The 13,116-nt window shown below is 35.9% G+C and carries 14 protein-coding genes; 3 read left to right on the top strand and 11 right to left on the bottom strand.

Annotation, left to right across the window (positions count from 1 at the left end):
• Together WBY99_RS03680 and WBY99_RS03685 are read left to right on the top strand one after the other, a co-directional pair.
• Positions 1 to 907 (top strand): restriction endonuclease subunit S (locus WBY99_RS03680; RefSeq protein WP_423974984.1); only part of this gene is annotated, 907 nt, incomplete at its 5' end.
• A gap of 84 nt (positions 908 to 991) precedes the next feature.
• Positions 992 to 1,882, top strand: a complete 891-nt coding sequence (locus WBY99_RS03685; RefSeq protein WP_423974985.1) for a Fic family protein — start codon at positions 992 to 994, stop codon at positions 1,880 to 1,882.
• Position 1,883: 1 nt separating this feature from the next.
• Here WBY99_RS03685 and WBY99_RS03690 read toward each other — a convergent pair whose 3' ends face one another.
• From WBY99_RS03690 to WBY99_RS03740, 11 genes are all read right to left on the bottom strand, one after another.
• On the bottom strand, positions 1,884 to 2,555 hold the full coding sequence (locus WBY99_RS03690; protein ID WP_423974986.1) for a restriction endonuclease subunit S: 672 nt from the start codon (positions 2,553 to 2,555) through the stop codon (positions 1,884 to 1,886).
• Positions 2,556 to 2,655: 100 nt separating this feature from the next.
• Positions 2,656 to 3,663 carry a virulence RhuM family protein gene (locus tag WBY99_RS03695; protein ID WP_423974987.1) on the bottom strand — a complete coding sequence of 336 codons (1,008 nt, stop codon included), beginning with the start codon at positions 3,661 to 3,663 and terminating at the stop codon, positions 2,656 to 2,658.
• A 24-nt stretch (positions 3,664 to 3,687) separates the two neighbouring features.
• The gene (locus tag WBY99_RS03700; RefSeq protein ID WP_423974988.1) at positions 3,688 to 5,259 is read right to left on the bottom strand and encodes a type I restriction-modification system subunit M; all 1,572 of its coding nucleotides are present in this window, start codon (positions 5,257 to 5,259) and stop codon (positions 3,688 to 3,690) included.
• Between the two features lie 201 nt (positions 5,260 to 5,460).
• A complete protein-coding gene (locus WBY99_RS03705; RefSeq protein WP_423974989.1) occupies positions 5,461 to 5,616 on the bottom strand; it encodes a hypothetical protein in 156 nt (51 codons plus the stop codon).
• A gap of 14 nt (positions 5,617 to 5,630) precedes the next feature.
• On the bottom strand, positions 5,631 to 6,080 hold the full coding sequence (locus WBY99_RS03710; protein ID WP_423974990.1) for a phage tail protein: 450 nt from the start codon (positions 6,078 to 6,080) through the stop codon (positions 5,631 to 5,633).
• Between the two features lie 20 nt (positions 6,081 to 6,100).
• Positions 6,101 to 7,672 (bottom strand): phage tail sheath family protein, encoded by a 1,572-nt coding sequence (locus tag WBY99_RS03715; protein ID WP_423974991.1) that lies wholly within the window; start codon positions 7,670 to 7,672, stop codon positions 6,101 to 6,103.
• Positions 7,673 to 8,372: 700 nt separating this feature from the next.
• Positions 8,373 to 8,540, bottom strand: a complete 168-nt coding sequence (locus tag WBY99_RS03720) for a hypothetical protein (RefSeq protein ID WP_423974992.1) — start codon at positions 8,538 to 8,540, stop codon at positions 8,373 to 8,375.
• 36 nt (positions 8,541 to 8,576) lie between these two features.
• Positions 8,577 to 9,581: a nucleotidyl transferase AbiEii/AbiGii toxin family protein gene (locus tag WBY99_RS03725; protein ID WP_423974993.1), complete on the bottom strand. Its 1,005-nt coding sequence runs from the start codon at positions 9,579 to 9,581 to the stop codon at positions 8,577 to 8,579.
• Positions 9,574 to 10,179 (bottom strand): DUF6088 family protein, encoded by a 606-nt coding sequence (locus WBY99_RS03730; RefSeq protein ID WP_423974994.1) that lies wholly within the window; start codon positions 10,177 to 10,179, stop codon positions 9,574 to 9,576. The genes WBY99_RS03725 and WBY99_RS03730 overlap by 8 nt, the downstream gene beginning before the upstream one ends.
• Positions 10,180 to 10,634: 455 nt before the next feature.
• Positions 10,635 to 10,880 (bottom strand): hypothetical protein, encoded by a 246-nt coding sequence (locus WBY99_RS03735; protein WP_423974995.1) that lies wholly within the window; start codon positions 10,878 to 10,880, stop codon positions 10,635 to 10,637.
• Positions 10,881 to 11,322: 442 nt separating this feature from the next.
• Complete coding sequence (locus WBY99_RS03740) at positions 11,323 to 12,093, bottom strand: XRE family transcriptional regulator (protein WP_423974996.1); 771 nt, start codon at positions 12,091 to 12,093, stop codon at positions 11,323 to 11,325.
• Positions 12,094 to 12,154: 61 nt separating this feature from the next.
• Between WBY99_RS03740 and dinB the strand changes: the two genes are divergently transcribed.
• Positions 12,155 to 13,116: DNA polymerase IV (gene dinB, locus WBY99_RS03745; RefSeq protein ID WP_423974997.1), on the top strand; the 962-nt coding region annotated here is incomplete at its 3' end.

Genomic DNA, 13,116 nt, shown 5'->3' on the forward strand with positions numbered 1-13,116 from the left:
CTCATTCCCAAAAAAAGGAGATATTTTAATTTCTGCCGCAGGAACTATTGGCAGAACCGTTATTTATAATGGCGAAGATGCATATTTTCAAGACTCTAATATTGTTTGGATTGAAAATGACAATACCAAAATCACCAATGAGTTCTTGTTTCATGTTTTGCAAATTGTAAAATATAATACAGAAGGTGGCACGATTCAAAGATTGTATAATAATATTTTGAAATCTACAAAATTTAGTAGTCCTACTATTTTCGAGCAAACTAAAATTGCGAACTTTTTATCTTTGATAAACGAACGAATCGCAACCCAAAAGAAAACAATTGAGGAATTAGAATCCTTAATGAAAGGCGTATCTGAAAGACTTTTCTCGCAAAAACTGCGGTTCAAAGAATTTACTGATGATTGGAAAGAGAAATACTTGGGGGATATTTCAAAAATAACAACAGGAAAATTAGATGCAAACGCAATGGTTAAAAACGGGGAATATCGTTTTTATACATGTGCAAAAGAATATTATCAAATAGATAAGTATGCTTTTGATACCGAAGCATTACTAATTTCGGGGAATGGAGCAAATGTTGGATATATCCATTATTACAAAGGAAAATTTAATGCTTATCAAAGAACATATGTTCTTGATAAATTTGAAGAAAATATTACTTATATAAAATTTTTCCTCGATAATTTTTTACAAAGCCGTATTTATTCTGAAAAGAAAGAAGGAAATACTCCATATATTGTATTATCAACACTTTCCGAAATGGAAATCAGAATACCTTCTCACGAAGAACAAACCAAAATTGCCAACTTCCTTTCTGCAATCGATAATAAAATAGAAACTGAAAAGAAAATTCTATCTCTGTATGAACTTCAAAAAAAATATCTTCTCATTAATTTATTTGTTTAGATAATATTATCGGCAAAAAAAATAAAAATAAAGTGATTTATATTGTATTTTTGCCGATAACGGCAAGTTGTAATAATAAAATCGATGAATTATCTTTCAGTAAATGAGTTTGCAAAAAAAAGGAATCTTCCCGAAAGAACGGTTAGAAATTATTGTGCAACAGGAAAATTAAAAGGTTCTTTTCTCACAGGAAAAACGTGGAATATTCCTGAAGATGCTGTTTTACCTGATAAAAGAAAAAAGAAAGTAACCGAAAAAAATAAGTTGCTCCAAGCACTTCAGGAACAACAAGAGATGAAGTTGAAAGGCGGGATTTATCACCGCACTCAAATAGATTTAACCTATAATTCCAACAAAATAGAAGGCAGCAAATTAACGCACGACCAAACCCGTTACATTTTTGAAACCAATACCATTGGAGCAACCAAAGAAAGCGTCAACGTAGATGATATTATCGAAACTACCAATCACTTTCGTTGTATTGATTTAATTATTGATAAAGCCAAATCCAAACTTACAGAATCGTTGATTAAAGAGCTTCATTTTCTTTTAAAATCGGGAACTTCTGATAGTCAAAAAGATTGGTTTAATGTTGGGGATTACAAAAAACTGCCCAATGAAGTTGGTGGAAACGAAACCTGTTCGCCAAAAGAAGTAAACTCTAAAATGGAAGAACTTCTTTTTAATTATCATCAAATTGAACATAAAACCTTTGAAGACATTTTAGATTTTCACTATCAATTTGAAATTATTCACCCTTTTCAAGACGGAAACGGACGAGTAGGAAGACTGATTATGTTTAAAGAATGTCTTGCCCATAATTTTGTACCCTTTATCATTGATGACGATTTAAAACTCTTCTATTATCGTGGTTTGCAGGAATGGCAAAAAGTAAAAGAATTCCTTACAGATACTTGCCTTACAGCGCAAGATCATTACAAAGCAATTTTAAAATATTTTGAAATTGATTTTTAGATCAGACAAAAAGATTGCTTAATAAATATTTTTTTTGGATTTCATATTGAGTTAATAAATCAATTTCTAAAGTGATTTTCTCATCAAGTGATGATAAAAATTGAGCAATTTTATTTTGTTCTTCGAAAGATGGAAAATCAATAATCATATTTTTAATATGACTATAATATAAGTGAACTATTGTACTGCCCTGGGCATAACTTGCTATTTCATCTTTTTTATGATTTGACAGATAATAAGCATAAAAAACATTATTGATTTTTTCAGTAGTTCGTAATATAGTAATATCACCACCTAACAATACATTTTCTTTATTTAATGCAGTTATATTTACTAAATCTATTCCTGTAGTTGTTGTTGAACTGGGAATAAGTAAATCTCCGATTTTAGATTTTATACCTTCTTGAGTATTTGTTTTACTAACAACTTCAAATATTACTTCATTATATTTCGTATATAGTTCACCGTATAAAATACATTCATACTTTCCATCATCAATTATTTTATTCTTTGAAATTCCTTTTCCTTTTTCAGAATAGAAAATTTTTTCTAATTTTTTAATCTCCCAATCTGGAAAATCATTCCCATTATCACTTTTAAATCGCAACTCTTGTAAAAATAACTTTTTAGCGATTGTATTCTTAAATAACTTCAATTCCTCAATTGTTTTCATTGATTTTGAAATTCTCTCATCAATCAATAAAATTCTGACCTTTTAGTTTTTCTTTCATAATCTCGGTTATTCTTTTGCTATTGCTATCAAAATTGAGGATTTATTTTCTCCTGCTTTTCAATTCCTGCTCTAAGACTTTTAAATCATTTAAATCTTCTTGATCGGCTTTCATAGCTTCATCTGATTTTCGTTGTGCATCAAAGGTTTGATATACATTTTCTATCATTTTTTCCATTTGAGCATTGCTGATGCTTCCTTTATTTTGTAGAATAGATTTGTCATTCAGTTCCAAGATTTTGTCAACATTTTCTTTCCAGAAATCCATCGTAAGGTCTTGTCGGTTTTTGGCTCTCAATTCTGCGGTTTCCAGAAACACGACTACAAAACGGTTGAGGCTATCAATTTCATCTTCATTCAGATAATTTTTTGCAATGAAAATATCTTGTTTTCTTACGATGTTCCCTTTCCAGCTGTTCAATGCCATATTCGGTTCGTTCGGATTGGCGCGGCTTACAATAATTTCTGCCGCCGTTTTTCCGGTAATGGCAAAGAGTAATTTGTTTTGGGTTTCGGCAAAAAACATCTGTGTGGCTTTGTCGGAAGTATCATAATCGCTGCTCAAAGCAAATAAATCTTTTACTTTCTGATAAAAACGCTTTTCGGAAGCACGTACATCGCGTATTCTGGCAAGTAATTCATCAAAATAATCGGGTCTTCCATCGGGGTTTTTCAGGCGTTCATCATCCATTACAAAACCCTTAATCATATATTCTTTCAGATTACGGTTTGCCCATTGTCTGAACTGTGTACCACGTTTACTTCTCACCCGAAAACCAATGGCAAGAATCATATCTAAACTGTAAAAAGTAACATTGTAATTTTTACCATCTGCGGCAGTTGTAAAGTAATTCTTTACAACTGAATCTTCGGATAACTCACTCTCTTCTATAACATTAGAGATATGTTGTCCTATATTTTGTTTGGAGGTGTCAAAAAGTTCGGCAAGCTGGCTTTGACTCATCCAAACAGAACCATCTTTGGCATAAAGTGAAACCGAAGTTTCACCGTCCTGCGTTTTATAGATGATGATGTTTTTATCTTCATTCATAACTTAACAATTTAAAAATCAGCACTATGAAAAAACCAATCCCAATTCTTTCAGATAAACATTAATTTCAGAATCCAGTTCAGTACGTTTGGCTTCCAACTCTTTAATTTCAGCCATCACCGCCTGAATGTCGATCTCTTCTTCTTCCTCAAAAGTATCTACATACCGTGGAATATTGAGGTTATAGTCATTGTCTGCAATCTCCTTTAAAGTGGCAAGGTGTGAAAATTTTTCTACCGTTGATCTTTCCTGATACATATTGACGATTTTGTCGATATGTTGGGGACGCAGAACATTTTGATTTTTTTGTTTTTCAAATTCTTTACTGGCATCTACAAACAGAACATCTTCGTCCTGTTCTCTGCATTTTTTAAACACAAGAATACAGGTCGGGATGCTTGTGCCAAAGAAAATATTGGCAGGCAAACCGATGACAGCATCGAGGTAATTTTTCTCTTTAATTAAATATTTTCTGATTTCCAGTTCAGCAGCTCCACGGAATAAAACTCCGTGAGGCATTACCACTGCCATTATTCCGTTTTCATCCAGATGATAAATCATGTGTTGAATGAAAGCGAAATCTGCTTTGGATGCAGGTGCTAATCTTCCATATTGAGAAAACCTTTCGTCCAAAAGCAACAACTCATTACTGCTCCACTTTGCTGAGAAAGGTGGATTGGCAACAATGGCGTCGAAAGTTTTATCGAGATGCTGCGGTTTTTCGAGGGTATCTTCTTGTTTAATATCGAAATTACTGTAATTCACGCCATGCAGAATCATATTCATCCGCGCCAGATTGTAAGTGGTACGGTTCATTTCCTGACCGTAAAAATCGCTTACTTTTGCCTCTTTAGCAACACGAAGCAATAAAGACCCGCTTCCGCAAGTGGGATCGTAAACAGATTTTAACTGCGTTTTCCGACTCGTAACAATCCGTGAAAGTATCGTGGAAACCTGTTGTGGGGTGTAGAATTCTCCGGCCTTTTTTCCAGCGCCGCTGGCAAACTGCGAAATAAGATATTCATAAGCATCGCCCAGAACATCTGCATTACTGTCGGAAAGATTGAAATCAATTTCATCAAGATGATACAGCACCTTCGAGATCAACGCATTTTTTTCAACTTCTGTTTTTCCAAGCTTCGAAGACGTAAGATCCAAATCTTCAAACAGATTATCAAAATCATCTTCACTGTCGGTACCCAAAGTAGATTGCTCAATATTGGTAAGAATTTTTGAAAGTTCCGGAAGAATGAAATTAGATTTGCCTTCTTCTTTTCCGGAACCTTTTTTGGCAATATTGCTGAAAAGTTCGGACGGTTTCAAAAAGTAACCCAGATCTTCTACCACCTCATCATAAATGGCCTGTACAATTTCTTTTCCTTCTTCCGAAGATTCATCTACATCATTATAATCAATCTCTTCTCCTGAGTCCATTAAAATTTTATTGGCAACGAAATGAATCTTTTCGGAAAGGTATTTGTAGAAAATAAATCCTAAAATATAATCCCGGAATTCATCAGCATCCATCTTCCCTCGCAGGGTATTAGCAATATTCCAAAGTTGCTGCTGCAACTGTCTTTTCTGTTCTTCTGACATTTAAAATAAGGTTTTTGGGATTAAGGATTGACAATCCCTAAGAATGCACTAAAATACTAAAACTTTTGGACTGTACGGCGTATGCTTCGATAATTTCATATCTACAAACTCCATCCGGTCAACTCCGTCCCGGAATTCTCTCGACCCCGCTCTAAAAAACAAAAAAGATTCCTCACTGCATTCCGCTTTGCTTCACTGCGTTCAGATTTCATTAGGAAGAAGGTGAGCAAAATTATTGATACCGGCTTCCATTTCCGTTTCTGTGGTTAGCCCGGAAACTTCTTTGAAAGCATATTCGTGATTACCGATAGTTACCTGAAAGTAAAATGCAGTTGGCGGTTCCCGTTTTGTTCCCATATTGACCGTGTGCCTTATTTATTTTCTATTGTAAGACCTTCATGGGCTACCTCTATGGTTTCTACTGCTACTTCGTTACCATCAGATTTTAGGTCAGTCCCGGTAATTTTTGTTGGCCAGGCATTATTCAGCGTCCATACCATTGTGGGATTTCCACCTTCGTCCAACAGGCTAATCACCACTGTTTTCCTTTCAATGGTATTCATCCTGATCTGGCTAAACCAATCCCAAAAAGAATTGTCCTTAACAAAAACGCCTTTTTTTAGGGTCACATTTCCTGTTTTTTTTATTCCGGGCATTTTGACTGTGGAAAATTCTCTGCGGTCTCCATGCCTGTACTCAATGATCTGCGCTTCAATATCCAGTCCCGAAACTTCTTGAAAGGCTACTTCTGTGTCTTCAATTTTTACTTTGAAGTAAAATTTTGGTAAAGGCCATACATTATCTTGTTTTTCTCCTGCCATGATTGTTTAATTTTGTTCGTTTAACTTTTTTGCATTTGTTGTTGGAATGTGATCTCAATGAATTCGGCAGGTCTGGCAATAGCTACCAGCACTGTAATTCTCATGATGCCTTCCAGAATATCTTCCGGTGTCATGGTTTCCCCTAATCCTATAGAAACAATGAAGGCATCTTCGGGGACGGCTCCTGCAAGACCTCCCCGTTTCCATATCCCGGTAAGGAAATTTCTTACCATGCTGCGGACCGTTACCCATGTATTTGCGGTGTTGGGTTCGAACACAAAAGATCTGGCTGCGTATTTTATAGATTCTTCCAGCATGATCATCGTTCTGCGGACATTAATATACCTCCAGTCTAAGGAATTGCCATCCAGTGTGCGGGCACCCCATACTTTTATTCCTTCTCCTGTAAAGTAGCGGATCGCATTAATTGCTTTTCCATCCGGCGGCAGGTTTAAATCTTCCTGATCGGCGTGCGAAATAGTAACTGACGGGCTTATAACACTCGATAGCCCAATATTTGCAGGTGCTTTCCATACTTCCTTCGTGCTGTCAACCAAGGTGTAAATCCCAGCCATTGCAGAAGAAGGAGGTAACAGATTGATATCATGGGCTATTTTCTTCATAATTGTTGCATACGCAACGCTCTGTTGTAGTAGAATTTTGTGGATCTCTTCCTTTTCAGATGGGCTTTCAGGTCCTTCTTTGGTGATCCTTCCCGCTAAGTTTAATAATTGTTGTGTTCTTTTTTCATCTTTTTGAAAAACGGCTTCGGATTTCAGAATATTTTGTAAGTCTTCTAGGTTTGAAACAGAATTAATTCCTAAATTCTTCTCTGATATAATAGCAGTATTCAGCCAGGGATAATAAGCCGCTGCATAATTTAGAAATTCAGTTCCTATCTTTTCGCGGAAAGTGGTGATCACGTCGCCTGCTTCCGGATCTTTTCTTGATTGATCACCATTATAGATATCCAGAATTGCAATTCTGTTCCCCATAGTTGCGCAGTGACGCAGCATCGCCGTCTGCAGGTCATAGCATTCCTGTTCTTCAAGGTAAACTGCTTCGGGGATGACAACCATTGTGGGTTCCTGTTCCTTCAGAAGAGGTTCAATACCTCCAACCAAAGCATCGTAAGAAAACGAATCCTGCTTATAGCCTTCATTAACTGAAACAATGTAACACGCGCCGCCACCGTTTGCAAAGAAAAAGTGCAACTGGTAGTAAAGATTGAATTGGTAGTTTCTGGTCAGGCCATAGTATTGTATATCGTCCGGCTCACTTAGTTTAAAGATCGCCTCAGTGCAATTTTTTACGGCGTCAAATTTACCGGGATCTTTAAGGGCAGATAGGCCTAAACTGTTAACATCAGTTTTTACCAGCCTAAAGTCTTTGCGGGGAGCTTTCCCAAAATACTGTTCGTATTCGGCTAAGGAACTGATTCTGAAGGGTAGGTTAATTAGAGACTTAGACCCATTTTTCGCCTTTTCGGTATAGCCTATAAAAGCGGGTACTGCGGTTGCCACTTCTACAACGGAGTTTGGGAATGCATTTTTTTCAATGATATAGACGCCCGGAGTTTTAAGGGTATTCATTTAATTGATGTTTTGGTTTTAGATTTTTGTAAATGCTCCATTTTCGTATGATTCTTCATCGCCGTTTATAATTGTTCACCGACTAAAGTACAGTCAAATATAATATTTCTACCAGCAGTATGAAGTTTTCATCGAATAATTTTTCGATTCATTAAGTTTCATAACAGTGGGTATTTCTGCAGGCTTGATAAAAATACGAAGACTTTCCCAGCTCTCAAAGGAGTGAATTTGATTCCTCACCAAAAACTTCGATCTAAAAATGAGCTGAAATTCCCGACCTAGGAGTTATTTGCGTTAAGAAAAATGAAAATTTCTTCTTAAAAAAAACTGTCTTATTTAAAACTGAATAAAAATCCCCTTTGTCCGAAGCGCGGCAATAATCTCTATTCGAAGCGAGACCTACCGATCCGCGCAAGTTTGGGGATTTTCTTTGAAGAAATTTTCATTTTTTAGCAAATAAATCCAAGTCTTGATTTTTTTGGTTCTTTTTTCATCAAGGAAAAAAGAATGAAAACTTTTTAGCAAACCGACAAAGGAAGTTCGCTGATTCCATTGAAAAAATATAAAAGAGGAAGCAAAAAGTAAAAGAATTAAAAAATAAAATATTTTCTTTCCATTAGAATACCGGATAACCGAATAATACCTCTTGCAGACAATCACCTCAATCTCCCAAAACAATTAGAGGACACAGCATCCGTCATCAAACATCCAAAACCACCGCACTTTTCCCCGCCAACAATAACCCGCTCCCATCAAAAAACCGAATCAGCGCAAATTTCATCAGACCTTCATGAACATCCCCAAATCCCTCATGCTCAGGAATGATAACCTCAGAACACGGAAGCAAAACCTCAAAAACAACATCCATTTCAGGACGAGTCCATACTCATTGGTTATAAGTCTATTAAATTGAATTGCTTTTAAATTTTCGCTGAATAATCTGCATTTTTTCAATAAGTTCATTAAAAGGTAAACGATCACCTACAATCATACTTTCTTGCATTTGTCTATAATCTGCTTCCCAAAGATCAATCACTTCCACAGGAGGAATGATGTTGAGTCGATCCCTTTTATGATTTTCAAAAGAAATCCCTCTCCCATTATTCATCAGTTCTCTAAATTCAACAATCTTATTAAAGAGATTTTTGTCGGCAATAGCTTTTTCACCATATTCAGAATTCATGAGCCGATCTAAATCATACAAATGACGACTCAATTTATGGTGCCTAATTTTTTCGATCGGTTTTGAAAATTCTTCATGCAGAAGAAAAACTTTTTCCAGAAATGTTTTGGTTGGAATGGTAACTTCAACATCAAATTCAAGATAAGCAAAATCATAGTCTTGAAAACGCTGATCGAGGTAGGAGCTTATTTTTCTTTTCTCAGAAGGCTCTGATAAAGCTCTTGCTCCCATCTCAATAATCACTTTCTTTTGAATATGGGTTTCACTTGGAACAACTGATTGATATGATAATTCCAAAGTATTTGGGTCACTGGTATCATCAATTTTGGAATCAAACTCTATGCTGAACATTTCTTCCGGAATCCCTAATTTTTTAAGTTGCTCAATTAATTCCACTCGGAAATCGCCAATAACAAAATGCCCGGAAGCTTTGCGAAGTTTTTTGATCTGCGATTTCGATTTAAAATCATGAAAACCAAGAAAATGATAATCAATAATTAAATCAACATCTTCGGAAAATCTTTCAATAACAGCATAAGCTTTGCTTAATGAAGTTCCTCCTTTGAATACGATGTGTTTGTCAAATTTCGATTGAAATACAGCTCGTAAAACCATACAAACCCACCAATCTTTTTCGATAACCACTTCGGGAAAGCCAAGTTGAGCAGAAGTCTCATTGATAATCTCGAATTGTTCCTGTTGAGTTAAACTAAACCAATCATTCATTATTTAGTGATTTTAAAAGGATTTCTCTAATCCACGCTGGAGCAAGTTTAGCATCGTGAAGAATATTATTTTCTTTTTCCTTTTTTAATTGCTCCTTAATTTTATTCAAAATAATCTCATCTACATGGTCTTTTTTTATTTGTTTCAAAGCCTGAATAACCAAAGTAGAAATTTTCCCTTTGGTAGCTAAATTTTTGGGAACTGTAGATTTGAAATTGATTGTTCGATTGCCCACTTTAATAATTCTGGCAGCACCGTCCGTAAGAAATGTAAACTTCATAGGAACTTGTGTAGTTAATCCCAACATGTTTTCTGCAAAAGCACCGGTAGGGATAATTCTGGCGTGATCTCTTCTTGCAATAGCATTTGCAATATCTTCTATCGATGGAATGAGTTCTCCAATAATTCTACTGAGTTTTGGCTTATAATAAATACCATGAGATAGTCTTTTTATTTTTTGTTTTTCTTCAAGCCTCAGCAATGCTTTTTTCACACTTTCTGAAGTTCCAAAATCTAAAAAATCATCCACAAAAAAGATCGCCCCATTTTCTAGGGTATCTATTTGATCTGAAATATGTTGTTCGACTTTTGGCCTCATAATAGTCCCAAATATAATAAAAATTTGGGACGAAATAGATGCAAATATTAAAATAATTTAATATTTGCTTATGAGGTGAACTTTAGTTAAATAACCCTTCCAAAAATGACCCCAACACCACCGCCGTTTTCCCCGCCAACAATAAGCCGCTCCCGTCAAAAAACCGAATCAACGCAAATTTCAACAGACCTTCATGAACATCCCCAAATCCCCCACTCTCAGGAATAAAAACCTCAGAACACGGAAGCGAAGTCAATTTAATTTCCCACAAAACTCCAATCTAAAAATGACCTGAAAACGACTTAGGAAATTTTTGCGTTAAGAAAAACCTTGAAGAGGTTCGCAGACTCAAATAAAAAAAAGGAAGAAAAAAGTAAAAGAATAAAGAAAAATCAAATTCATTTACCCCAATCCTTACTTCGATAACCGAAAAATACCTCTTGCAGACAATCACCTTAATCTTCCAAAACAAGTAGAGGACATCTAACATCCAGCATCACCGCCGTTTTCCCGACCAACAATAACCCGTTCCCGTCAAAAAACCGGATCAAAGCAAATTTCATCAGACCTTCATGAACAGCTCCAAATCTCTCATCCTCAGGAATGATAAACTCCGAATAGGGAAGCAAAACCTCAAAAACTGCATCCACAAATCCCAACGAATCCTGTCCCTCATCAAGATCGATGAAACGCAGCGTCACCTCCGCTTTCGTACTTCCCGCGGGAATACGGTCGAAAAAAAGCGTCCGCTGTTGATACCTTTGAAACAGCATTTACCGATGCGAAAAGTAAAATTGATGAATTGAAGAAGTAGCTATTATCATTAATCGGATCTTAACAAAAAAGGCGTATCTGTGACGACGAGCTCTCCGAAGTCTCATGATTTCCGAACTTTACAAATACATTATTTCGAGAAGATGAATTGAAATTTTCATCGAGAATTTTGCGGTTAATTTAATTTCTTGCAAGTAGAAAGTTTTCATATTTTTAGCCTGCCTGCAAAAATACCCGAACGTTAGAGCGAAATTTCAAAACGAGGTAAATAAAAGCCCGTTGAAAGTAATGTAATGGGCATAATCCGACATCAAAGGGTTCAATCTTTGGGTAAAATTCCGTTCGATATACCGATATTAAATCTTAATCTTATCTTGAAAGTTGATGCTCAATCTTCTTAATATCTTGTTTTAATTCTAAAAATAAACCTCGAACATTTTGCCCAGAAAATTCTTCAGCGTCAAATTCTTCAGTATTGATACTGCAAGCAAATTCCCAAATTTCTTTAATTTCAATTAGAGGTATTTTTAGGGGTTCATAAAAATTATTATCCGACTTTACACAAATGAAATTGCCTTCATGAAACTGAAACCTTTTATAAATAATTCCATCATTTATGGTGATAAAAACATAGGTTCTATCGGTTTTGAGGTCAGCTAAATTTTCAACATATTTCCCGACAATATAAGTTCCGTCTTTATAGGGCGGCATCGAATCGCCACTTGCCGGAAACGCGCGGTATTTTCCGTTTCTAAGAAATGGTAAAGAAATGGTTTGCAAGCTTTCAATATAATCAGGATCACTGTAACCGTTCAGGTAACCCATAGACGCTTTTTGCGAAATAATTTCAATTTGATTATTCCCCGAAGTATCCACCGTTATCGGAACTAAAATACGATTATCCGGAAGATTGAGCATTTCTTCTAAAGGATATTTTCTAAGATCTACGCCAACCAAAAGATCAATGCTAATGCTGAAATACTTTGAAATTCGCATTAAAATTTCTATCGGTGGTTCGGAGCTTCCGTCCTCGTATTTTGCATAGCGACCTCGTGTAATAAAAAGGGTGTCCGCAATTTTTTGTTGAGAGAATTTTTGCATGGTTCTCAAAAAGCGCATGTTATCGGATAAAATTGACATTGTTATAATTTATAGCAACAAATATAATGAAAATTGATACAAATAGCGATAATTTTGTCAAATGAATCGTGCAATTGTACACATGGATTTAGATACCTTCTTCGTTTCCTGTGAAAGACTAAAAAACTCCCAATTGGAAAAATTACCTGTGATTATCGGAGGTGGAGACCGTGGTGTGGTAGCATCCTGCTCCTATGAAGCGAGGTATTTTGGCGTTCGAAGTGCCATGCCCATTAAAATGGCATTAAGGTTATGTCCCGAAGCAAAAGTCATCAAAGGCGATATGGACCATTACTCCAATATGTCCCATTTGGTCACCGAGGTTATTCAGGAAAAAGTACCGGTATTGGAAAAAGCGAGTATTGATGAATTTTATTTGGATTTATCAGGAATGGATCAGTTTTTTGGCTGCTACAAGTGGACGACCGAAATTGCGGAGGCTGTAACAAAAAACACAGGATTGCCCATCAGCTTTGCTTTGTCAACGAATAAAACAGTGTCCAAGATCGGAACGGGAGAATCGAAACCGATCGGGAGATTTGAGATCAGGGAACAGAATATTCAACCTTTCTTAAATCCACTTTCGGTAAAAAAGATTCCTATGGTTGGGGCTAAAACTTTCGAACTATTTTCAAGATTGGGTATCAAAACAATCCAGACCCTTTCTGAAATGCCTGTTGAGGTATTGCAGCAGTTGATTGGAAAAAACGGAAATGTACTTTGGGAGAAATCTCGCGGAATCGATGACTCCCCTGTTCTTCCCTACTCTAAAAGAAAATCGATCTCTAAAGAAAATACCTTTTCAGAAGACACCATAGATGTTCAGAATATCAAAAGCCTATTGTCGGGAATGGTAGAGCAGTTGGCTTTTCAGTTAAGAACGGAAAAATGGCTCACTTCAACGGTTGTTGTGAAAATCAGGTATTCCAATTTCGATACCGAGACCAAGCAATGCAGAATTCCCTATACCTCAGCGGATCATACATTGCTCAAGTATGTTTTAGAACTCTTCAAAAAAGGATA

It is taken from the genome of Kaistella sp. (genome assembly GCF_049588135.1).
GTDB lineage: Bacteria > Bacteroidota > Bacteroidia > Flavobacteriales > Weeksellaceae > Kaistella.